Annotated in this window: 23 protein-coding genes; 10 read left to right on the forward strand and 13 right to left on the reverse strand. The window is 67.4% G+C overall.

What is annotated here, in order from left to right; genetic code table 11:
- Together GFK26_RS11280 and GFK26_RS11285 are read right to left on the reverse strand one after the other, a co-directional pair.
- The gene (locus GFK26_RS11280) at positions 1 to 720 is read right to left on the reverse strand and encodes a DsbC family protein (RefSeq protein WP_153282047.1); all 720 of its coding nucleotides are present in this window, start codon (positions 718 to 720) and stop codon (positions 1 to 3) included.
- Between the two features lie 49 nt (positions 721 to 769).
- Positions 770 to 1,897 carry an FAD-dependent monooxygenase gene (locus GFK26_RS11285; RefSeq protein WP_153282048.1) on the reverse strand — a complete coding sequence of 376 codons (1,128 nt, stop codon included), beginning with the start codon at positions 1,895 to 1,897 and terminating at the stop codon, positions 770 to 772.
- Positions 1,898 to 2,080: 183 nt separating this feature from the next.
- Here GFK26_RS11285 and GFK26_RS11290 point away from each other — a divergent pair, with 183 nt between their 5' ends.
- The gene (locus tag GFK26_RS11290; RefSeq protein WP_153282049.1) at positions 2,081 to 2,965 is read left to right on the forward strand and encodes an MOSC domain-containing protein; all 885 of its coding nucleotides are present in this window, start codon (positions 2,081 to 2,083) and stop codon (positions 2,963 to 2,965) included.
- A gap of 7 nt (positions 2,966 to 2,972) precedes the next feature.
- On the opposite strand, the gene rbsD is transcribed toward GFK26_RS11290, so the two are convergent.
- The 6 genes from rbsD to GFK26_RS11320 all read right to left on the reverse strand — a co-directional run bounded on the left by rbsD (position 2,973) and on the right by GFK26_RS11320 (position 9,113).
- A complete protein-coding gene (gene rbsD, locus GFK26_RS11295) occupies positions 2,973 to 3,368 on the reverse strand; it encodes a D-ribose pyranase (RefSeq protein WP_153282050.1) in 396 nt (131 codons plus the stop codon).
- The gene (gene rbsK / locus GFK26_RS11300; protein ID WP_153282051.1) at positions 3,365 to 4,324 is read right to left on the reverse strand and encodes a ribokinase; all 960 of its coding nucleotides are present in this window, start codon (positions 4,322 to 4,324) and stop codon (positions 3,365 to 3,367) included. Before rbsK ends, rbsD begins: the two co-directional genes overlap by 4 nt.
- On the reverse strand, positions 4,321 to 5,409 hold the full coding sequence (locus GFK26_RS11305; protein ID WP_153282052.1) for a LacI family DNA-binding transcriptional regulator: 1,089 nt from the start codon (positions 5,407 to 5,409) through the stop codon (positions 4,321 to 4,323). The genes rbsK and GFK26_RS11305 overlap by 4 nt, the downstream gene beginning before the upstream one ends.
- Positions 5,410 to 5,431: 22 nt before the next feature.
- A complete protein-coding gene (locus tag GFK26_RS11310; protein ID WP_153282053.1) occupies positions 5,432 to 6,430 on the reverse strand; it encodes an ABC transporter permease in 999 nt (332 codons plus the stop codon).
- A gap of 5 nt (positions 6,431 to 6,435) precedes the next feature.
- A complete protein-coding gene (locus tag GFK26_RS11315; protein WP_153282054.1) occupies positions 6,436 to 8,040 on the reverse strand; it encodes a sugar ABC transporter ATP-binding protein in 1,605 nt (534 codons plus the stop codon).
- A 119-nt stretch (positions 8,041 to 8,159) separates the two neighbouring features.
- The gene (locus GFK26_RS11320) at positions 8,160 to 9,113 is read right to left on the reverse strand and encodes a sugar ABC transporter substrate-binding protein (RefSeq protein WP_153282055.1); all 954 of its coding nucleotides are present in this window, start codon (positions 9,111 to 9,113) and stop codon (positions 8,160 to 8,162) included.
- Positions 9,114 to 9,375: 262 nt separating this feature from the next.
- On the opposite strand from GFK26_RS11320, the gene ychF reads away from it, so the two are divergent.
- Positions 9,376 to 10,467 (forward strand): redox-regulated ATPase YchF, encoded by a 1,092-nt coding sequence (ychF, locus tag GFK26_RS11325; RefSeq protein ID WP_099792945.1) that lies wholly within the window; start codon positions 9,376 to 9,378, stop codon positions 10,465 to 10,467.
- Positions 10,468 to 10,603: 136 nt separating this feature from the next.
- On the opposite strand, the gene GFK26_RS11330 is transcribed toward ychF, so the two are convergent.
- Entirely contained in the window at positions 10,604 to 10,840 is a 237-nt protein-coding gene (locus GFK26_RS11330; RefSeq protein ID WP_153282056.1) for a hypothetical protein, read from the reverse strand.
- On the opposite strand from GFK26_RS11330, the gene GFK26_RS11335 reads away from it, so the two are divergent.
- The gene (locus tag GFK26_RS11335) at positions 10,839 to 11,513 is read left to right on the forward strand and encodes a glutathione S-transferase (protein ID WP_153282057.1); all 675 of its coding nucleotides are present in this window, start codon (positions 10,839 to 10,841) and stop codon (positions 11,511 to 11,513) included. The two genes, GFK26_RS11330 and GFK26_RS11335, sit on opposite strands and share 2 nt — an antisense overlap.
- A gap of 19 nt (positions 11,514 to 11,532) precedes the next feature.
- Here the strand turns inward: GFK26_RS11335 and GFK26_RS11340 are convergent, their stop codons facing one another.
- Positions 11,533 to 12,003, reverse strand: a complete 471-nt coding sequence (locus tag GFK26_RS11340) for a YqaA family protein (protein ID WP_153282058.1) — start codon at positions 12,001 to 12,003, stop codon at positions 11,533 to 11,535.
- 183 nt (positions 12,004 to 12,186) lie between these two features.
- On the opposite strand from GFK26_RS11340, the gene dusB reads away from it, so the two are divergent.
- From dusB to purH, 3 genes are read left to right on the forward strand one after another with little or no spacing between them, the layout of a single operon-like run.
- A complete protein-coding gene (gene dusB / locus GFK26_RS11345; RefSeq protein ID WP_153282059.1) occupies positions 12,187 to 13,245 on the forward strand; it encodes a tRNA dihydrouridine synthase DusB in 1,059 nt (352 codons plus the stop codon).
- Positions 13,246 to 13,276: 31 nt separating this feature from the next.
- Positions 13,277 to 13,513, forward strand: coding sequence for a Fis family transcriptional regulator (locus GFK26_RS11350; protein WP_056577757.1), 237 nt, complete (start codon positions 13,277 to 13,279; stop codon positions 13,511 to 13,513).
- Between the two features lie 15 nt (positions 13,514 to 13,528).
- On the forward strand, positions 13,529 to 15,136 hold the full coding sequence (gene purH / locus GFK26_RS11355; RefSeq protein ID WP_153282060.1) for a bifunctional phosphoribosylaminoimidazolecarboxamide formyltransferase/IMP cyclohydrolase: 1,608 nt from the start codon (positions 13,529 to 13,531) through the stop codon (positions 15,134 to 15,136).
- Positions 15,137 to 15,208: 72 nt separating this feature from the next.
- Here the strand turns inward: purH and GFK26_RS11360 are convergent, their stop codons facing one another.
- The 3 genes from GFK26_RS11360 to thiD form a co-directional block, all read right to left on the reverse strand.
- Positions 15,209 to 15,685, reverse strand: coding sequence for a hypothetical protein (locus GFK26_RS11360; RefSeq protein ID WP_062479124.1), 477 nt, complete (start codon positions 15,683 to 15,685; stop codon positions 15,209 to 15,211).
- Positions 15,686 to 16,023: 338 nt separating this feature from the next.
- Positions 16,024 to 17,304: a glutamate-1-semialdehyde 2,1-aminomutase gene (hemL, locus tag GFK26_RS11365; RefSeq protein ID WP_153282061.1), complete on the reverse strand. Its 1,281-nt coding sequence runs from the start codon at positions 17,302 to 17,304 to the stop codon at positions 16,024 to 16,026.
- Positions 17,304 to 18,272 (reverse strand): bifunctional hydroxymethylpyrimidine kinase/phosphomethylpyrimidine kinase, encoded by a 969-nt coding sequence (thiD, locus tag GFK26_RS11370; protein ID WP_153282062.1) that lies wholly within the window; start codon positions 18,270 to 18,272, stop codon positions 17,304 to 17,306. Before thiD ends, hemL begins: the two co-directional genes overlap by 1 nt.
- Positions 18,273 to 18,383: 111 nt before the next feature.
- On the opposite strand from thiD, the gene GFK26_RS11375 reads away from it, so the two are divergent.
- The 4 genes from GFK26_RS11375 to GFK26_RS11390 all read left to right on the forward strand — a co-directional run bounded on the left by GFK26_RS11375 (position 18,384) and on the right by GFK26_RS11390 (position 19,954).
- Positions 18,384 to 18,554, forward strand: coding sequence for a rubredoxin (locus GFK26_RS11375; protein WP_099792923.1), 171 nt, complete (start codon positions 18,384 to 18,386; stop codon positions 18,552 to 18,554).
- Between the two features lie 83 nt (positions 18,555 to 18,637).
- Positions 18,638 to 19,036, forward strand: a complete 399-nt coding sequence (locus GFK26_RS11380; RefSeq protein ID WP_099792921.1) for a response regulator — start codon at positions 18,638 to 18,640, stop codon at positions 19,034 to 19,036.
- Complete coding sequence (locus GFK26_RS11385) at positions 19,036 to 19,401, forward strand: response regulator (protein ID WP_062479114.1); 366 nt, start codon at positions 19,036 to 19,038, stop codon at positions 19,399 to 19,401. Before GFK26_RS11380 ends, GFK26_RS11385 begins: the two co-directional genes overlap by 1 nt.
- 19 nt (positions 19,402 to 19,420) lie before the next feature.
- Positions 19,421 to 19,954, forward strand: coding sequence for a chemotaxis protein CheW (locus tag GFK26_RS11390; RefSeq protein ID WP_153282063.1), 534 nt, complete (start codon positions 19,421 to 19,423; stop codon positions 19,952 to 19,954).
- Positions 19,955 to 19,994 lie beyond the last annotated feature (40 nt).

Here is a 19,994-nt window from a genome sequence, read left to right on the forward strand (position 1 = left end):
TCAGTTGGCGGCGGCGAGTTGCTTCTCGACCTGTTCGGCGGGAATGGCGCCCGGGACGCGGCTGCCGTCGGTGAAGATCAGCGTGGGCGTGCCCGTGATGTTGTACTTGCGGCCGAACTCCACGTTGCGCTCCAGCGCCGCCACGTTGCAGGTGCTGGCGGCGGCGGCGGGCTTGACGCTGTTTTCCATCCAGTCGGCCCAGGCCTTGCCCGGGTCCTTGCTGCACCAGATGTCGCGCGACTTGGCGGTCGAGTCGGCGCCGAGCACGGGGTACAGGAACATGTAGACGGTCACGTTGTCGACCTTCTTCATGTCTTTCTCGAAGCGCTTGCAGTAGCCGCAGTTCGGGTCTTCGAAGACCGCGACCTTGCGCTTGCCGTTGCCGCGCACGATCTTGATCGCGTCTTTCACGGGCAGCTTGTCGAAGGCGACGGCGGTGAGCTTCTCGACGCGCTCTTCGGTGAGGTTGCGGCGCGTCTTCGCGTCGATCAGGCTGCCCTGCAGCAGGTAGCCGCCTTGCTCGTCGGTGTAGAGGATCTGGCTGCCGTTCACGCGCACTTCGTACAGGCCCGGCACGGGCGTCTTGGTGACTTCCTCGATGGCCGGCAGTTGCGGGATGTGCGTCGGCAGGTTCTTGCGGATCTCGGCCTCGCCCGCGCCGGCGGTGGAGAACGTGAGCAGCGCGCAGGCGGCGACGAGAAGGTGGCGGACGAAGGTCATCGGGAAGGTTTCGGGAAAAAGGTGGAGGGCTGGCGGCGGCGTCAGGCGGTCAGGCTTTGAGGCCCATGGCCTGGGCGGTGATCCAGTGCTTCACGAAGCGCGTGCGGTCGAAACCGCGCATGCCCCAGTTGCGCAACGCAGGGAGTGGACCCAGGTTGTGCGAGAAAAGTTGCTGCAATCCGTCGGTCGCCAGGCTCATCTGCAGCACATCGGCGCGGCGGGCGCGTTCGTAGCGGCGCAGCAGGCGGGCGTCGCCCACGCTGCGCCAGTAGTCGCGGGTGCGGATCACCTCGGCCAGCGCAGCCGCATCGGACAGCCCGAGGTTCAGGCCCTGGCCCGCCAGCGGGTGCACCGTGTGGGCAGCGTCGCCCGCGAGCACCCACGATTGCGTGGGCTGGCCGGGCATCGTGCCGGACCAGCGGTCGGCGATGGCGCGCGACAGCGGCCACACGGCGCGTTCGCTCGTGAGCCGCAGCGAGCCCAGCTCGCCGTGGCTGGCTTCGCTCACGGCGGCACTGAATTCTTCGGCGCTTTGTGCGATCAGTTCGGGCACGCGCAGCTGGTCGACCGACCACACCAGCGCCAGCGTCTTGCCATGCACGCCGCCCAGCGGCAGCAGGGCGAACACCTCGCCGCGGTCGTTGAACCACTGGCGCGCGATGCCGTCGTGCGTGTGCGCGGCCTCGAGCCGTGCGGCAATGGCGTGCTGCGGGTAGCGCGTGACCTCGTAGCTCACGCCCAGCGCTGCGCGCGAGGCGCTGGCCTTGCCTTCGCACACCACGGTGAGCGGTGCGGCCACGGGCTCGGTCACCACGTCGATCAGGGGCTGGAAGCGCACCGCGTCGGCCAGTTGCTGCTCGAGCGCGGGCACGTCGACGATCCAGGCCAGCGCCTCGACCTTCTGGCGCGCGGCGCTGAACTGCACCCGGCCGCCGTCGTCGCCGTGCACCTGCATCTCGTGCACCGGCGTGGCATGGGCCGCGTCGGGCCAGCCGCGCAGCGATTCGAGCAGCGTGCGGGACGCCACGTTGAGCGCGTACGCCCGGATGTCTTCCTTGCCCGCAGGGGCCGGCGGCACCACCAGCGCGACGCGCACGCGTTCGCGCGCCAGCAGCAGCGCCAGCGTGCGGCCGACGATGCCGGCGCCGCGGATACAAACTTCGGGTGAGAGGGCCATCAGATGATTGTATGAACTAAGCCCACCCCCAGGCTTCGCGCACTTCGTGTCGCTACGCCAACCCCCTCGCGGGGGCGATACCAGCGGCCCGGCAAAGCCGGTTCCGCGGTATCCCTGGAAGGGACCGCGACGGTTTGGAAAGCGATATCGGACAATCGCCAGCGATTTCAAAGGAACCCCACCGTGTCGCAGCCGTCCGCTTTCGATCTCCAGGCCACCATCGCCCGCCTGTTCGTGTATCCCGTCAAGTCGTGCGCGGGCGTCGAGCTCAATGAGATGCTGCTCACCGAAACCGGCCTCGAGTTCGACCGCGCCTGGACGGTGGTCGATGCGCAGGGCGAGTTCGTCACCCAGCGGCAGCTGCCGCGCATGGCACTCATCCAGCCGCAGATGAAGCACACCGAGGTCGTGCTGCGCGCGCCCGGCATGCTGGCGCTGCACCTGGCCTTCGACCGCGTCGAGCAGCCGGTGCGCGTGCGCGTGTGGAAGGACGACGTGGCGGCCTACGACATGGGCGACATCGCGGCACAGTGGTTCAGCGACTTTCTTTCAGAGCCCGGCAAGCCGCAGACCTTGCGCCTGGTGCGTTTCGACCCCGAGCACCAGCGCCTGTCGAGCCTCAAGTGGACCGACGGCGTCGAGGCGCTGAACCAGTTTGCCGACGGCTTTCCGCTGCTGGTGGCCAGCGAAGGCTCGCTCGCCGAACTCAACGAGCGCCTTGCGGCGGCCGGCCACGGCCCGGTCGGCATCGAGCGTTTCCGCCCGAACATCGTGCTGGCCGGCATCGAGTCGCACGACGAAGACCGGGTCGACGCGCTGCACGTCACCACCGGCGAAGGCGAGGCCGAGCTGCGTCCGGTCAAGCCCTGCACGCGCTGCCCGATTCCCGACATCGACCCGGCGACCGCGCTCAGCAGCCCCGAGGTCGGCGACATGCTGCGCACCTACCGCGCCGACGCGCGCGTGGACGGCGGCATCACCTTCGGCATGAACTGCATCGTGGTGCAGGGCGTGGAGCACCTGCTGAAGGTGGGGCAGGTGGTGGGGGCGAACTACAGGTTCGAGTAACGGGCGATCAGAACGCCACGCCTGCGATCAGGATGATGTTCGCGTATGGCGTGCATTCGCCCGTGCGCACGATGGCGCGGGCCCTGGCGCTGCGGCGCTTGAATTCCTCGTGCGACACGGTTTGCGGCGCGATGCCCAGCGACTGCGGGTACCAGCCCGGCAGCGCCTTCGCAGCGCCTTGCAGCGCTTCGTCGGCCACGACGATGCTTTCCACCTGCATCTCCGACAGCACCGCCTTCAGCACATCGCTGATCCCCGGCACACCGCGCGCCACGGCCAGGTCGATGCGGCGCGGGCCGTCGGGAATGGGCAGGCCGGCGTCGCCGATCACCAGCATGTCGCCGTGGCCCATGGAGGCGATCACGTGGGAGAGTTCGGCGTGCAGCAGGGGAGAGCGTTTCACAGCGTGATCCAGTCGGGGGGCAGGGGGCTGCGCAGCACGGCGTCGCGCAGCGGAATGGAGGGTTGGGCGCCAGGCTGCTGGATGCACAGCGCAGCGGCGCGGATGCCCAGGCGCACGGCTTCGTCGAACGACTGGCCTTCGCCCAGTGCCACGGCGAGCGCACCCAGGAAGGTGTCGCCGGCAGCGGTGGTGTCGACCGCCTGCACCTTCGGCGCGGGATGGTGGCGTGCACCGTCGGTATCGACCGCCACCGCGCCGCGCGAGCCCAGCGTCACGACGACGCGGGCGATGCCGCGCGCGCGCAGCGCCTGGCCGGCCTGCGCGGCTTCTTCGGGGCTGTCGGCGTTCTGGCCCGACAGCGTCTGCGCCTCGATCTCGTTGACCACGAGCGTGTCGATGCGGGGCCAGAGCGCCTCGGCAATGGGTTGCACCGGCGAGGGGTTGAGCATGACCGCGCAGCCCGCGTCGTGCGCGGCGGCGATGGCGCGCGCCACCTGGTCCATCGGGGTTTCGAACTGCGCGACGAGAAACGCCGCGCCCTGCAGTTGCGTGCGCAGCGCGGCGTCGTCGAGGGCGACGCGCGCGTTGGCGCCGGGGATCATCACGATGCGGTTCTGGCCGCTGTCTTCGACCAGGATCAGTGCCGTGCCGGTGGGCTCGGCGGTGTCGGTGCGCAGCGCGGAAGTGTCGATGCCGTCGCGCGCGAGCGCCTCGCGCAGCGCCTGGCCGTGGGCGTCGTCGCCCACGCAGCCGATCATGTGCACCTGCGCACCTTCGCGCGCGCAGCTCACGGCCTGGTTGGCGCCCTTGCCGCCGGGGATGGCGTCGATCGAGCGGCCCAGCAGGGTTTCGCCCGCGGCCGGCGCGTGCGGCACGCGCAGCACGATGTCCATGTTCAGGCTGCCGAGCACGACGATGCGCGGCGGCGTGGAGGAAGAGAGAGGCTGAAGGCTCACGAGGTGCGGGACTTGGAAGGTGTGGTGGTGACGGTGGTGGCCGATGCTGCGGGCGTCACGCCCGCTTCGCGAAAGCCCGCGTGGCGCGCGGTCGAGGCGCGCACGCGCAGCTCGGGTTGCAGCACGACCTTGCGTGCGTCGCGGCGCTTGCCGCCCATGCGCTCCAGCAGCATGTCGACCGCCAGCGCGCCGATGCGCTCCTTGGGTTGCGCCACGGTGGTGAGCGGCGGGCTGGTGTAGGCCGACAGTTCGATGTCGTCGAAGCCCACGATGGAGAGTTCGTCGGGCACGCGCACGCCGCTTTCGTGTGCGGCGCGCAGCGCGCCGATGGCCATCAGGTCGTTGCACACGAACACGGCCGAGGGCTTCTGCTCGGTGCGCAGGATGGCGTGCATCGCCTCGTAGCCGCCCTGGCTGGTGAAGCCGCCGCGCCACAGCAGCGCGTCGGCGTTCGGCGGTGAGCCGGTTTCTGCCAGCGCCATGCGCCAGCCTTCGATGCGCTGCTCGCTCGACGTCACGCCCGTCGGCCCTCCGATGCAGGCGATGCGCTTGTGGCCCAGCGACAGCAGGTGCCGCACGGCAAGCAGTCCGCCCTGCATGTGGGCGGTTTCCACCAGGTCGCAGGCGGGGTCGGCAATCTCGCGGTCGACCAGCACGGTGGGAATGCGCAGGCCGCGCAGCTGGGTGGCGAGCGAGTCGTCTTCGTCGGCGCCGGTCGACACCACGATGAGCCCGTCGATGCGGCGCTCGGCCAGCACTTGCAGGTACACGCTCTGGCGCCGGGGCTCGTCGTCGGTGTTGCACAGCACCAGCGTGTAGCCGGCGCCGAAGCAGCGGTCTTCCACGATGCGCACGATCTCGGCGAAGTAGGGGTTCGAGCTGTTGGGAATGAGCATGCCCAGCGTCGAGGTGGTATTGCTCTTGAGGCTGCGCGCCATCGCGTTGGGCACGTAGCCGAGCTCGCGGATCGCCAGCTCCACGCGCTCGCGCACCTTGGCGCTCACGTGGCGCGTGTCGTTGACGACGTGCGACACGGTGGTGACGGAAACGCCCGCCTGGAGTGCAACGTCCTTGATGGTGGCCATGGTTGTGTGGGTTCCTTGAGGCTCAGGCCAGCCGACGAGCTGCCCGGCGCTGGCGCAGGGTGTCGATGATGACGGCCACCACGATCACCGCGCCCGTGATGATGCGCTTGCTCGGCTCGCTCGCGCCGACCTGTGCCAGGCCGGCCTCGAGCACCGCGATGATCAGCACGCCGAAGAAGGTGTTGACCACCGAGCCGCGCCCGCCCATGAGGCTGGTGCCGCCGATGACCACGGCCGCGATCACCTGCAGTTCGATGCCGACGCCGGCATTCGGGTCGGCCGCTTCGAGGCGGGCCGACTGCATCAGGCCTGCGAGCCCCGCCAGCAGGCCGGTGACGGCGAACACGATGATGCGGATCGGCCGCGGGTCGATGCCCGCCAGGCGCATGGCTTCTTCATTGGTGCCGATGCCCACGACGTGACGGCCGAACACCGAACGCGTGAGCACCAGCTGCCCCACGGCGACCAGCACCACCGCGAGCACGAAGGCGGCCGAGATGCCGCCGATCCACGGCGCGGCCAGGCCCGAGATGGCGTCGCCCACGTACTGCGTGCGCGAATCGGTGACCAGGTAGGCGCCGCCGCGCACGGCTTCGAGCATGCCCAGCGAGACGATGAAGCTCGGCAGCCGCCACGCGACCGACACCGCGCCGGTCACCGTGCCGCAGACCAGCCCGGTGGCCAGCCCGAGCATGGCGGCCAGCGGCACCGAGAGCTTCCATTCGAGGATGGCGGCGGCCGTGACGGCCGCACTGAGTGCGAGCACCGAGCCCACCGACAGGTCGATGCCCGCGATGATCAGCACGAAGGTCATGCCCACCGCCATCACGGCCAGCGCCGGGATTTCGTTGGCGATCGAGATGAAGGTGTCGCGCGTGAGGAAGTATTCGCTCATCGAGCCGAAGAGCGCGATCATGCCCAGCAGCACGACCGTGAGGCCCAGGTAGGTGCCGAGCTGGCCCTTGAGTGCGGACGGCGGCTTGCGGGTGGCAGCGGAAGAAGAAGGGGAGGCGGCGTTCATGGTCGTCAGGCGTCGGCAGAAGTCGGGGCGGAAGCTGCGGAAAGGGCAGAGTCCGCGGGAGAGCCGGGCACACGGCCCGTGGCATCGCTGAAGGCGGCGGCGAGCAGCGACTGCTCGGTCCATTCGCCGCGCTCGAACACCGCGACCAGCCGGCCGGCGCTCATCACGCCGATGCGGTCGCACATGGCCATCAGTTCGCGCAGGTCGCTCGACACCATCAGGAGCGCCTTGCCGGCGTCGGTCATGCGGTCGAGCTCGGTGTACAGGTCGGCGCGCGCGCCCACGTCCACGCCGCGCGTGGGTTCGTCCAGCAGCAGCACCTTGCATTCGCGGTGCAGCCAGCGCGCGAACACCACCTTCTGCTGGTTGCCGCCGCTGAGTGTGGACACGGGTTGCTCGATGCTGCGCGAGCGGATGCGCAGCAGATCCACCAGCCGCCGCGCAATCTGGCGCTCCTTGGCGCGGCGCAGCCAGCCGGCATGCGAGATCGCGCCGAGGTCGCTCAGCGTGGCGTTGACGCGGATCGGCTGCGACAGCAGCAGGCCCTGCGACTTGCGGTCTTCGGTGACGAGGCCGATGCCCGCGCGAATCGCCTGCATCGGCGAGCGCCAGCCCTTGCGCGCATGCTGCACGGGCTGTGCGGCCGGCGTGCCGTCGTGCAGCACGACCTCGCCGCGGTCGGCGCGGTCGGCGCCGAACAGCAGCCGCACGAGCTCGGTGCGGCCCGAGCCGACCAGGCCGGCCAAGCCCATGATTTCACCGGCGCGCAGTTCGAGGTCGACATCGCGCACCACCTGTGCCCGGCCGATGCCGCGCGCGCTCAGCAGCACCGGGCCCGCCACGCGGCGCGCGCGGCCTTCGTGCTCGTGCACCGCGCGGCCCACCATGCGCTGCACGAGTTCGGATTCGCGCACGCCGGCCATGGCGCGCACGTCGACCAGCTTGCCGTCGCGCAGCACGGCCACGCGATCGGCGATGCGCTGCAGTTCTTCGAGGCGGTGCGACACGTAGACGATCGCCACGCCGCGCAGCTTCAGCAGCTCGATCTGCTCGAACAGGTGCGCGGTTTCGCGCGGCGTGAGCATGGCGGTGGGCTCGTCGAGCACCAGCACGCGCGTGTCGTCCTGCAGGTTGCGCGCAATTTCCACCATCTGCTGCTGGCCGATGCCCAGCCGCGCCACCGGCGTGGCCGGGTCGATGCCCTCCAGGCCGATCTTGGCGAGCTGGCGTTCGGCCAGCTCGTGCAGCGTGGCGCGGCGGATCCAGCCGCTCTTGTGCGGCAGGCGGTCGAGCAGCAGGTTCTCGGCCACCGACAGCGTGGTGACGAGGCCGAGTTCCTGCATGACCATGCGCACGCCCAGCCGTTCGGCATCGCGGCGCGAGGCCGGTGCGAAAGGCTGCCCGTTCAGCAGCATGCCGCCGCGCGTGGGCTGCACCAGCCCGCAGACGATCTTCGACAGCGTGCTCTTGCCCGCGCCGTTCTCGCCCGTGAGCGCGAGCACTTCGCCGGCGCGCAGCTCGAGAGACACGTCGTCGAGCACCGGCGCCGCGTAGTCCTTGCCGATTCCCTTGAGTGAAAGCACTGGCGCGCCGCGATTGTTGTCAGCCATCGATGGCAACCTTATTCCAGAAACACCACGGAACCGGCTTTGCCGGGCCGTCGGTGTTGCCCCCGGTAGGGGGTTGGCGAAGCGACACGAAGTGCGCGAAGCCTGGGGGCGAGCAACATTTACTTCGAGGACTTGGTGACGAGCACCACGTCGGTCTTCACTTCAGCCGGCATTTCCGATTGCTTCTTCTTGTCGGCGATGGCCTTCAGCGCGGTCTCGATGCCGAACACGGCCTGCTTGGCGGCGAACTGGTCGGCGGTGGCGAGCACGCGGCCGTCTTTCAGCATCGGCTTGATGGCGCCGATGTTGTCGTAGCCCACCACGAGCACCTTGCCGGTCTTGCCCGCCGCCTTGACGGCGGCCACGGCGCCCAGCGCCATGCTGTCGTTGCCGGCCAGCAGGGCCTTCAGGTCGGGGTGCTCGCGCATCATGCCGGCGGCCACGGTGTTGCCCTTGTCGATTTCCCACTGGCCCGACTGCACGCCGACCACCGTTACGCCCGCGGCCTTCATGGCGTCCTGGTAGCCCAGCGTGCGCTGCTGCGCATTGAAGGTGGTCGACACGCCTTCGATGATGCCGACCTTGTCGCCCGACTTCAGCTCCTTGGCGAGCGCGTCGCCCACCAGCTTGGCGCCGGCGCGGTTGTCGGGGCCGACGAAGGGCACCTGGATGCCCTTTTCTTTCAGGGCAGCGCCGTCGAGCTGGTTGTCGATGTTCACGACCAGGATGCCCTTGTCGATGGCCGCCTTGATCACCGGCACCAGCGCCTTCGAGTCGGCGGGCGCGATGACCAGCGCATTGATCTTCTGCGCCACCATCTGCTCGACCATCTTGATCTGCGCGGCGGTGTCGGTCTCGTCCTTGATGCCGTTGGCCACCAGTGTGTACTGCGCGGCGTTGGCCTTCTGGTGCGCCTTGGCGCCGTCTTCCATGGTGCGGAAGAACTCGTTGGCCAGCGACTTCATGACCAGCGCGACCTTCGGCTTGTCCTGTGCGAACGCGGGCGTTCCGGCAATGGCGCCCAGCAAGGTCAATGCGGCAGCGCTTTGCAGGGTACGGCGGGTGAACTTCATGGTGAATGTCTCCTGGAATAAGGGGTCAGAGCGGGACGCCGGTCTGTGCCGGGGGCTCCGATGTTAATCGAGGGAAACGTTTGCGCAAACGTTTGCGAGTCGGGTCTAACCCTGAGCTTTTGGGGGCGGAACGCCTCTGTCAGAATGCTTTCGCGCGCTTCTGAACGTCTGGGAAAAGGTGCGCGGCAGTGGCCGGAAGTGGGCCCAAGCCGGGGGAGAACCCGGTCAGCCTAAAATCGGGGGTTACCCAAGAGGACCTCCCATGAGTTTGCAATGCGGCATCGTCGGCCTGCCCAACGTCGGTAAATCCACCCTTTTCAATGCGTTGACCAAGGCCGGCATCGCAGCGGAAAACTATCCGTTCTGCACCATCGAGCCCAACGTGGGCGTGGTGGAAGTGCCCGATCCGCGGCTCGACCAGCTCAGCGAGATCGTCAAGCCCGAGCGCGTGGTGCCCGCCATCGTCGAGTTCGTCGACATCGCCGGCCTCGTGGCCGGTGCCAGCACCGGTGAAGGCCTGGGCAACAAGTTCCTGGCGCACATCCGCGAGACCGACGCCACCGTCAACGTCGTGCGCTGCTTCGACGACGAGAACGTGATCCACGTGGCCGGCAAGGTCGACCCGATCTCCGACATCGAAGTGATCCAGACCGAACTCTGCCTGGCCGATCTGGCCACGGTCGAGAAGGCGTTGCACCGCCACACCAAGGTCGCCCGCTCGGGCGACAAGGACGCGCAGAAGCTCGTCGGCCTGCTCGAGCGCTGTCAGGCCGCGCTGAACGAGAACACGCCGGTGCGTGCGCTCGAGTTCACCAAGGAAGAAGTGCCGCTGGTGAAGAGCTTCACGCTCATCACCGCCAAGCCCGCGATGTTCGTGGGCAACGTGGCCGAAGACGGCTTCGAGAACAACCCGTACCTCGACCGCCTGCGCGAATACGCCGCCAAGCAGGGCGCGCCCGTGGTCGCCATCTGCGCCAAGATCGAAGCCGACCTGTCCGAGATGGACGAGGAAGACAAGAAGATGTTCCTCGCCGAAATCGGCCAGGAAGAACCGGGCCTGAACCGCCTGATCCGTGCGGCCTACAAGCTGCTCGGCCTGCAGACCTACTTCACCGCCGGCGTGAAGGAAGTGCGCGCCTGGACCATCCACATCGGCGACACCGGCCCGCAAGCCGCCGGCGTGATCCACGGTGACTTCGAAAAGGGCTACATCCGCGCCCAGACCATCGCGTTCGACGACTACATCGCCTTCAAGGGCGAGCAGGGCGCGAAGGACGCGGGGAAGATGCGTTCGGAAGGCAAGGAATACGTCGTGAAGGATGGCGACGTGATGAACTTCCTGTTCAGCTCCTGATTTCGCTCGCCCCCAGGCTGCGCGGCACTGCGTGTCCGCTGCGCCAACCCCCCAACCGGGGGCAACACCTGAGGCCCGGCGAAGCCGGTTCCTCGGTGTTTCACGAACGGGCCGCCTTGCGGCGAGCCTCTTCCAATCACTCCGTCTTCTGCTTGCCCACACCTCCGTGTTTCTGGTCGCTCGTGATCAGGAAGATGCGGGCCCGCGCCTGCAGCAGGAACTGGCGTAGGCGTTGATGGAGGACATGGCCGGCAGCAGCCCCACGGTTTGCCGTAGGCGGTGACGCTGTCGCAGCGGGCGCCTGAAAGCCGCGCGCGTTGTGGTTAGACTGCGCGCCCGCTGCATCCTCTGCCGGAAGGCCTTCATTCGCCATGCTCACTGTCCATCACCTGAACAACTCGCGCTCGCAGCGCGTGCTCTGGCTGCTCGAAGAACTCGAGCTGCCTTACGAGATCGTCCACTACCAGCGCGACCCCAAGACCATGTTGGCGCCCGCTTCACTGAAGGCCGTGCATCCGCTGGGCAAGTCGCCCGTTGTGACGACCGACGACGGCGCGACATTGGCGGAATCGGGCGCGATCATCGAGTCGCTCATCGAACGCTACGGCCAGGGCCGGCTCGCACCCGCGGCGGGTTCGCCCGAGGCGCTGCGCTACCGCTACTGGCTGCACTTCGCCGAAGGTACGGCGATGTCGCCGCTGCTGCTCAAGCTGGTGTTCGACCGCATCGAGAGCAGCAAGATGCCCTTCTTCGCCAAGCCGATCGCCAAGGCCATTGCGGCGAAGGCGAAGTCGGCGTTCATCCATCCGAACATCGCGAGCCACCTGAACTTCATGGAGGCTGAACTCGGCAGGAGCGAATGGTTTGCCGGCGACACCTTCACGGGCGCCGACATCCAGATGAGCTTCCCGGTCGAAGCCTCGCAGGCGCGCGGCGGTCTCGATGCGAAGCGACCCAAGCTCATGGCCTACCTGGAGCGCATCCATGCGCGCCCGGCCTACCAGCGCGCACTGCAGCGCGGCGGCCCCTACGAACTGCTGAGCTGAGTTTGTTCGAACGCGTGCTTCATGACGGGAAGGCGTATAGAAGCGCGTAGGTCATCGTCACGTAGCGCAGGAACTTGCCGATAGCCATGTAGCCCACGCAGGGCCAGAACGGCAGCTTGAGCCAACCGGCGACCGCGCACAGCGGGTCGCCCACGATCGGCAGCCAGCTCAGCAGGCAGGCCTTCGGGCCCAGCCGTTCGAGCCAGCCGAGCACGCGCACATGGTGTTTCGAGTGCGAGTATTTGTCGGCCACCTTGTGCGCGCCGTAGCCGATCCACCAGTCGACCGCGCCGCCCAGCGTGTTGCCCACGGTGGCCACGGCGATGGCCTGCCAGAACATCTCGGGGTTGAGTTTCAGCAGGCCGAAAAGGATCGGTTCGGAGCCCACCGGCAGCAACGTGGCCGACACGAACGCGGCAATGAACAGCGTCGAAAGTCCGTACTGGGGGAGCGCGAGAAGCGCCAGGAGTGCGTCGAGCCAGGCTTGCATAAGGTCGGCGAAGTATAGGCAGCGCTCACGTCGCGGCGGCGTGGGAGAAGGCCCCGCGAACTACTGGTGTTTACGCCTGTGTCTCAGGCGCAAAAAGGCGTAAATCGTTTCAGTCGCTGAAATGCCACGTGGCTACAATCGTGCCTCATTTTTCAGCAGCCGACCCGCACAGCACCCCTTTCCATGACCCTGCAGATCGGCACCCACACGCTGGAAAACCGGCTGTTCGTCGCGCCCATGGCCGGCGTGACGGACCGGCCGTTCCGCATGCTGTGCCGCGAACTCGGTGCGGGCTATGCGGTCAGCGAGATGGTCACCTCGCGCAAGGATCTGTGGAACACGCTGAAGACCTCGCGGCGCGCCAACCACGACGGCGAGCCGGGCCCCATTGCGGTGCAGATTGCCGGCACCGACGCGGCCATGATGGCGGAGGCCGCGGTCTACAACATCGAGCGCGGCGCGCAGATCATCGACATCAACATGGGCTGCCCGGCCAAGAAGGTCTGCAACAAGTGGGCGGGTTCGGCGCTGATGCGCGACGAGCCGCTGGCGCTCGAAATCGTGCAGGCCGTGGTCGATGCGGCGCAACCCTTCAACGTGCCGGTCACGCTCAAGATGCGCACCGGCTGGAGCGAAGACCACCGCAATGCGGTGAAGCTCGCACGCGACTTCGAATCGGCCGGCGTGCAGATGCTCACCGTGCACGGACGCACGCGCGAGCAGGGCTACAAGGGCCACGCCGAGTACGACACCATCGCTGCCGTGAAGGCCGCGGTGCGCGTGCCGGTGGTGGCCAACGGCGACATCCGTTCGCCCGAGAAGGCACGCGACGTGCTCGCGGCCACGGGCGCCGACGCCGTGATGATCGGCCGCGCCGCGCAGGGCCGGCCGTGGATCTTCCGCGAGATCACGCATTTCCTGGACACCGGCACCCACCTCGCGCCGCCGCTGGTGGCCGAGGTGCGCCGGCTGCTGCTCGACCATCTGGTGGAGCACTACGCGCTGTACGGCGAGTTCAGCGGCGTGCGCACGGCGCGCAAGCACATCGGCTGGTATGTGCGTGCGCTGCCCGACGGCGAGGCGTTCCGCGCGCGCATGAACGCCATCGAAGACTGCGCCGGACAACTGCGCGCGGTCGACGACTATTTCCAGGGGCTTGCGGACCGCATGGACCGCATGCCCGCTCCGGCGACAGACGAGGAGCCGTCGGGGGAAGAGGAGACGGCCTGCGCCGTCGATTGAGAGAAGAAGAGAAAAAGAGAAGAAGCAAGCAATGAGCAAGAAACACATCGAGGACTGCGTTCGCAGCAGTCTGGACAGCTACTTTCGCGATCTGCGGGGCACCGAACCCGACGGCATGTACGAGATGCTCGTGCGCGTGGTCGAGAAACCCCTGCTCGACGTCGTCATGACGCGCGCCGAAGGCAACCAGTCCCGGGCCGCCCAATGGCTGGGCCTGAACCGCAACACGCTCCGCAAGAAATTGGTCGAGCACAAACTTTTGAAATAACCCGACGGCACATCCATGGCTCAGACCGCACTCCTTTCCGTTTCCGACAAGACCGGCATCCTCGAATTCGCGCAAGCCCTGCATGGCTTGGGCGTCAAGCTGCTGTCCACCGGCGGCACCGCCAAGCTGCTGGCCGACGCCGGCCTGCCGGTGACCGAAGTCGCCGACCACACCGGCTTTCCCGAAATGCTCGACGGCCGCGTGAAGACGCTGCACCCGAAGATCCACGGCGGCCTGCTGGCACGCCGCGACCTGCCCGCGCACGTCGCCGCAATCAAAGAGCACGGCATCGACACCATCGACCTGCTGGTGGTCAACCTGTACCCGTTCGAAGCCACCGTGGCCAAGCCCGGCTGCACGCTCGAAGACGCGATCGAGAACATCGACATCGGCGGCCCGGCCATGGTGCGCAGCGCCGCCAAGAATTGGAAGGACGTGGGCGTGCTCACCGACGCTTCGCAGTACGCCGTGGCGCTGGCCGAACTCAAGGCCGACGGCAAGCTCAGCGACAAGACCAAGTTCGCGTTCTCGGTGGCCGCGTTCAACCGCATCGCCGACTACGACGGCGCCATCAGCGACTACCTCTCGGCCATCGACTTCGACGCCAGCATCGGCCAGCCCGCGCCCACGCGCTCGCTGTTCCCGGCGCAAAGCAACGGCCGCTTCGTGAAGGTGCAGGACCTGCGCTACGGCGAGAACCCGCACCAGCAGGCCGCGTTCTACCGCGACCTCTACCCGGCGCCCGGTTCGCTCGTGTCGGCCAAGCAATTGCAAGGCAAGGAGCTCAGCTACAACAACATCGCCGACGCCGATGCGGCGTGGGAATGCGTGAAGAGCTTCGACGAGCCCGCCTGCGTGATCGTCAAGCACGCCAACCCCTGCGGCGTGGCCGTGGGCACCGACGCGCTCGAGGCCTACAGCAAGGCCTTCAAGACCGACCCGACCTCGGCCTTCGGCGGCATCATCGCCTTCAACCGCACGGTGGACCTGGCCACGGCACAGGCCGTCAACAAGCAGTTCGTCGAAGTGCTGATGGCACCGGGCTACACGCCCGAGGCGCTCGAAGTGTTCCAGGCCACCAAGGCCAAGCTCAACGTGCGCGTGCTCGAGATCGCACTGCCCAAGGGTGGAAGCACCGACTGGGACAACGGCCGCAACGCGATGGACGTCAAGCGCGTCGGCTCGGGCCTGCTGATCCAGACCGCCGACAACCACGAGCTGGCACTGGCCGACCTCAAGGTGGTCAGTAAGAAGCAGCCCACGCCGCAGCAGCTGCAAGACCTGCTGTTCGCCTGGAAGGTCGCGAAGTACGTCAAGAGCAACGCGATCGTGTTCTGCGCCGACGGCATGACGATGGGCGTGGGCGCGGGCCAGATGAGCCGCCTCGACTCCGCGCGCATCGCGAGCATCAAGGCCGAGCATGCGGGCCTGTCGCTCAAGGACACGGCGGTGGCCAGCGACGCCTTCTTCCCGTTCCGCGACGGCCTCGACGTGGTGGTGGATGCGGGCGCAGGCTGCGTCATCCAGCCGGGCGGTTCGATGCGTGACCAGGAAGTGATCGACGCGGCCGACGAACGCGGCGTGGTGATGGTGTTCTCTGGCGTGCGCCACTTCCGCCACTGAGCCTGCGGCCCCGCGGGGCCCTCCAACACAAGGCCAGGGTCGCTCACGCGGCCCTGGCCTTTTTCGTCGTTGCTACTCGTGCGTGCCGAAGCGGTACTTGAGCTGGAAGCTGATCGCGCCGTACAGCCGGTTCCTGATCGTCGGCACGTAGGCGATGTTCAGGCCCCAGTTCTTGCCCTCGATGGCGGCGGTCGGAATGATGGCCGGAAACCAGTTGCCGTTGCGGTAGTCGGGGTAGCCGTCGAAGCCGCCCACCACCGCGCCGAATTTCACGCCGTAGAACTCGAAGGGCAGGATGTACAGGCCGACGTAGTGCGACTGCCGCCGGTTGCTGTTGTGGAAGGTGCCGGCCGTGACGCGGTAGGTGTCGTTCAGCGGGTACTCGAAGCCCAGGCCGGGGTTGGCGTTTTCCAGGCCCTTGCCGCTGTCGAAGTGGGCCGAGTAGAAGCCGGGGTTGACCCAGATGTTCTTCGGCTCGAAGGACTGCGCCAGCGCGAGGCCCGGCAGAAGAAGGGCACTCAGCAGCGGCAGCATGCGCAAGGGGGTCATGGGCGAGGCGTCTTGAAAATCGGTCTGTCTCGCGGCTTCGATGGTGGCTGCGATGACGGCTTCCCTTGCTGTGGCGCGCATGGGAATGGACCCGCGAACGCCGGCGCAATATACACGGCACGATTGCCAAAGCCGTGACAGCACACGCCCATTCTTGCGTGCCCGAGTGCCGGCGCCGTAGCGCGTCTTCCGCGCGCCGCACTTGCGTCAGGAATTGCTCATGGGCGTGAAGCTCGGGCGTTTCCGCGAAGACCTGTGCCTGGCCGCGGCCGAGGTGCTCGAAGCCGAGGCCGGGCCGGTGGCCGTGGTCGACCCCGCCTGAGCGGGGAGGGCGCGCGTCAGCGCTTGCTGAAGATCTCGCGCGCCGCCGCGATGGTGGCCGCGATGTCGTCCTCGCTGTGCGCGGCGCTCACGAAGCCTGCTTCGTAGAGTGCCGGCGCGATGTACACGCCGCGGTCGAGCAGGCCGTGGAACAGCGCATTGAACTGCGCGTTGTCGGTGGTCATCACCGTCGCGTAGTTCTGCGGCAGTTCGTTCATGAGGAAGAAGCCGAACATGCCGCCTTCGCTGTCGGCGTTGAAAGGCTGGCCTTCGGCGGCTGCGGCGGCCTTGAGGCCGTCGACCAGCGTGCGCGTCTTCTTTGCCAGCGCTTCGTAGAAGCCGGGCTTCGAGATTTCCTTCAGCGTGGCCAGGCCGCAGGCGGTGGCCACCGGGTTGCCCGACAGCGTGCCGGCCTGGTAGACCGGGCCCAGCGGCGCGAGCTGTTCCATGATGGCGCGCGGGCCGCCGAAGGCCGCCAGCGGCATGCCGCCGCCGATGACCTTGCCGAGCACCGTGAGGTCGGGCGTGACGCCCAGCACGCCTTGCGCGCCGTGCAGGCCGACGCGGAAGCCCGTCATCACCTCGTCGAAGATCAGGAGCGCGCCGTGCTGCGTGCACAGCTCGCGGCAGCGCTTTGCGAAGGCGGGCGTGGCGCGCACGAAGTTCATGTTGCCGGCGATCGCCTCGATCATCAGGCAGGCGATGTCCTTGCCGTGCAGCGCGAAGGCTTCGTCGAGCTGCTGCAGGTTGTTGTACTCGAGCACCAGCGTGTGCTGCACCACCTCGGGCGGCACGCCGGCCGAGGTCGGGTTGCCGAAGGTGGCGAGGCCGGAACCGGCCTTCACCAGCAGCGCGTCGGCGTGGCCGTGGTAGCAGCCTTCGAACTTGACGATGGTCTTGCGGCCGGTGGCGCCGCGCGCCAGGCGCAGCGCGCTCATGGCGGCTTCGGTGCCCGAGCTCACGAGGCGCACCATGTCCATCGATGGCACCAGGGCCAGGATGGCTTCGGCGAGTTCGATCTCGCGCTCGGTCGGCGCGCCGTACGAGAAGCCTTCGAGCACGGCCTTCTGCACCGCCTCGACCACGGCCGGGTGGCCGTGGCCCAGGATCATCGGACCCCAGGAGCCGATGTAGTCGATGTAGCGCTTGTCGTTGGCGTCCCAGAAATAGGCGCCTTGCGCGCGCTGGATGAAACGGGGCGTGCCGCCGACGGCCTTGAAGGCGCGCACGGGCGAGTTCACGCCGCCGGGGATCACGGCGCGGGCGCGCTCGAAAAGAATGTCGTTCTGGTCAGTCATCAGTGTCGGGTGTCGTGCGGGGGTAAAGCGAAATCGGGAGGGGCATCGGGCTCGTCGTCATCGTCTTCGTCGTCCTCGGGCTCGGCCCAGAACAGGCGGTCGGGCAGCACGTGGCCCATGCCGGGGCGAAAGCCCGCGTCGAGGCAGCGGTCCATGTAAGCGAGCGCTTCGCTCGTGGCGGCGACGAGGTCGGTGCCGCTGGCCAGCAGGGCCGCGAGCGCGGCCGAGAGCGTGTCGCCCGCGCCCGCGAAGACGGCTTCGAGCCGTTCGTACTTCTCGCTGGCCAGCACCGATTGGGGCGAGGCCAGCACGTTGTCGATGAACTGGTCGGGCAGCACCATGCCGGTGACCAAGGTGTAGGGCACGCCGAACTCGCCAGCGGCCTTGGCGATGTCGCGTGCGCCGGGTGGACGCTCGCCGCTCCAGTCGGGCAGCAGCCAGCGCCACAGGGTGCTGTGGTTTCCAACCAACACCGTGGTCTGGGGCAGTACGAGGTCGCGAAAAGCGTCGTGATAGGCCTCGATCAGGTTCTCGTCCCACCACGACAGGTTGGGCATGTAGGCCACCACGGGCACGTCGGGATAGTCGGCGGCGGTCTCGGCGATGGTGCTCAGCGCCTCCGGCGTGCCGGCAAAGCCGACCTTGATCAGCTGGACCTCGACGTCTTCGAGGATGGCGCGCGCCTGCTCGGCCACGGCCTCTTCCTCGAAGGGGAAGTGGTCGAAGATCTCGGCCGTGTCGCGGGCGTACGCGCCCGTCACCACCGGCAGGATGTGAGCGCCCACCGATCCCATGGCCAGTGCGTCGGCGCCCAGGCCGCCGGCGCCGCTCGGATCGCTGGCATTGAACACCAGCACGCAGGGGGGATTCAGATCGCGTTCGCTCAGCGCCTCGTCGTCCTCCTGCGAGGGGTCGTTAAGATTGCCCGGTGTGCGGGCGTTCTCGTCTGGATGTAAGTAGATGGTCATACGCCTGGCGAAATCCCCTGGATGGTGGCATAGGCGCGACGTTTACGGTCTGCCAGTGAGATACGCATAGATACACTCGTTGCATTTAATGAACAAGGACTTTAAGCTCCGATGAACACGAAAACTTGGATGTGCCTGATTTGTGGGTGGATCTATGACGAAGCGGTTGGTGTGCCGGAAGACGGCATCGCGGCAGGCACGGCCTGGGCCGAGGTGCCGATGAACTGGACCTGTCCTGAGTGCGGTGCGCGCAAGGAAGACTTCGAAATGGTTGAGATCTGACAAGCATGGCATAGGGCTACGCGATCTGCGTCGATGTTCGGCGCGGCGGGCATCCAAGTCTCTGATGAGCAGGAGCGTTTGCAATGAGCCCGAATGGATCTGGTTACAAGGTGCTGGTCATCGACGACAGCAACACCATCCGGCGCAGTGCCGAGATTTTTTTGAAGCAGGGTGGGCACGAGGTTCTTCTCGCGGAAGACGGCTTCGACGCGCTCTCCAAGGTTAACGACCACAAGCCCCACCTGATTTTCTGCGACATCCTGATGCCTCGCCTCGACGGTTATCAGACCTGCGCCATCATCAAGCGCAACGCGCATTTCTCCAATGTCCCGGTTGTCATGCTGTCTTCGAAAGACGGCGTGTTCGACAAGGCCCGCGGCCGCATGGTCGGGTCCCAAGACTATCTCACCAAGCCTTTCACCAAAGACCAGCTGCTGCAGGCCGTGCAGCAGTTTGGCATTGTTCAACAGGAAGTGCAGTAATGCCGATTCGAAAAATCCTCGTCGTCGACGACTCCAAGACGGAACTGGTGTTCCTGACCGACCTCCTCCAGAAGAACGGTTTCTCCGTGAAGACGGCCGAAAACGCCGACGACGCGATGCGCCGCCTCGAGGAAGACCACCCCGACCTGATCCTCATGGACGTGGTCATGCCCGGCCAGAACGGCTTCCAGCTCACGCGCGCCATCGCCCGCGACCCGAAGTACGCCGCTATCCCGATCATCCTGTGCACCAGCAAGAACCAGGAAACCGATCGTGTCTGGGGCATGCGCCAGGGCGCGCGCGACTACATCGTGAAGCCGGTCAACGCGGCCGACCTGATGTCCAAGATCAGCGCACTCGCCTGACCGGGAACCTGCGCAATCCATGGCGAATCGCGACGCGCTCCGCGCCTTCCAGTCCCGTCTTGCGAGCCGCCTCCAGGCCGCGCGCACCACGGGCGTGGCCGCGAGCTGGCTGGCGGTCGAGGCGGGCGAGGGCAAGTACCTCTTTCCGCTGGCGCACGCCGGCGAAATCTTTCCCTGGACGCCGCCCCAGCCCGTGCCCTACACGGAGCCCTGGTTTCTCGGCGTCGCCAACCTGCGCGGCGGCCTGTACGGCGTCGTGCAGCTGTCGGCGTTTGCGTCCGGTGCGCCGGGCGCCCCCGCCGCCACCGAGGCGGCACGCATGCAATCGCGGCTCGTGGCATTCAACGAGCTGCTCGAAGTCAACTGCGCATTGCTGGTCGATCGACTGGCGGGGTTGCGGGGCTCGGAGGCCTTCACGGCCGCCGAGGCCCCGGGCGCAGACGCACCTGCCTGGCATGGGCATCTGTACACCGACGCAGCAGGGGAGCGCTGGCAGGAAGTCAACCTGCAGGCGCTTTCGCAGCAACCCCAGTTTTTGAGTATTGGTGCGTAGTGCTTCGGCACATGGCACTGGCAACCACCTGAAGGACCGA

The sequence above is a fragment of the Variovorax paradoxus genome, from assembly GCF_009498455.1.
Classification (GTDB): Bacteria; Pseudomonadota; Gammaproteobacteria; order Burkholderiales; family Burkholderiaceae_C; genus Variovorax; species Variovorax paradoxus_H.

What these genes read in the sequence shown, in the direction of transcription:
- GFK26_RS11350 (WP_056577757.1), top strand. Translation starts at nt 13,277, where the DNA reads ATGAGCAAGAAACACATCGAGGACTGCGTTCGCAGCAGTCTGGACAGC.
- GFK26_RS11310 (WP_153282053.1), bottom strand. Translation starts at nt 6,430, where the DNA reads ATGAACGCCGCCTCCCCTTCTTCTTCCGCTGCCACCCGCAAGCCGCCG.
- GFK26_RS11330 (WP_153282056.1), bottom strand. Translation starts at nt 10,840, where the DNA reads ATGGCGAATGAAGGCCTTCCGGCAGAGGATGCAGCGGGCGCGCAGTCT.
- GFK26_RS11320 (WP_153282055.1), bottom strand. Translation starts at nt 9,113, where the DNA reads ATGAAGTTCACCCGCCGTACCCTGCAAAGCGCTGCCGCATTGACCTTG.
- GFK26_RS11380 (WP_099792921.1), top strand. Translation starts at nt 18,638, where the DNA reads ATGAGCCCGAATGGATCTGGTTACAAGGTGCTGGTCATCGACGACAGC.
- GFK26_RS11375 (WP_099792923.1), top strand. Translation starts at nt 18,384, where the DNA reads ATGAACACGAAAACTTGGATGTGCCTGATTTGTGGGTGGATCTATGAC.
- GFK26_RS11335 (WP_153282057.1), top strand. Translation starts at nt 10,839, where the DNA reads ATGCTCACTGTCCATCACCTGAACAACTCGCGCTCGCAGCGCGTGCTC.
- GFK26_RS11390 (WP_153282063.1), top strand. Translation starts at nt 19,421, where the DNA reads ATGGCGAATCGCGACGCGCTCCGCGCCTTCCAGTCCCGTCTTGCGAGC.
- thiD (WP_153282062.1), bottom strand. Translation starts at nt 18,272, where the DNA reads ATGACCATCTACTTACATCCAGACGAGAACGCCCGCACACCGGGCAAT.
- GFK26_RS11385 (WP_062479114.1), top strand. Translation starts at nt 19,036, where the DNA reads ATGCCGATTCGAAAAATCCTCGTCGTCGACGACTCCAAGACGGAACTG.
- GFK26_RS11360 (WP_062479124.1), bottom strand. Translation starts at nt 15,685, where the DNA reads ATGACCCCCTTGCGCATGCTGCCGCTGCTGAGTGCCCTTCTTCTGCCG.
- GFK26_RS11315 (WP_153282054.1), bottom strand. Translation starts at nt 8,040, where the DNA reads ATGGCTGACAACAATCGCGGCGCGCCAGTGCTTTCACTCAAGGGAATC.
- GFK26_RS11285 (WP_153282048.1), bottom strand. Translation starts at nt 1,897, where the DNA reads ATGGCCCTCTCACCCGAAGTTTGTATCCGCGGCGCCGGCATCGTCGGC.
- GFK26_RS11305 (WP_153282052.1), bottom strand. Translation starts at nt 5,409, where the DNA reads ATGGCCACCATCAAGGACGTTGCACTCCAGGCGGGCGTTTCCGTCACC.
- purH (WP_153282060.1), top strand. Translation starts at nt 13,529, where the DNA reads ATGGCTCAGACCGCACTCCTTTCCGTTTCCGACAAGACCGGCATCCTC.
- hemL (WP_153282061.1), bottom strand. Translation starts at nt 17,304, where the DNA reads ATGACTGACCAGAACGACATTCTTTTCGAGCGCGCCCGCGCCGTGATC.
- GFK26_RS11340 (WP_153282058.1), bottom strand. Translation starts at nt 12,003, where the DNA reads ATGCAAGCCTGGCTCGACGCACTCCTGGCGCTTCTCGCGCTCCCCCAG.
- dusB (WP_153282059.1), top strand. Translation starts at nt 12,187, where the DNA reads ATGACCCTGCAGATCGGCACCCACACGCTGGAAAACCGGCTGTTCGTC.
- GFK26_RS11280 (WP_153282047.1), bottom strand. Translation starts at nt 720, where the DNA reads ATGACCTTCGTCCGCCACCTTCTCGTCGCCGCCTGCGCGCTGCTCACG.
- ychF (WP_099792945.1), top strand. Translation starts at nt 9,376, where the DNA reads ATGAGTTTGCAATGCGGCATCGTCGGCCTGCCCAACGTCGGTAAATCC.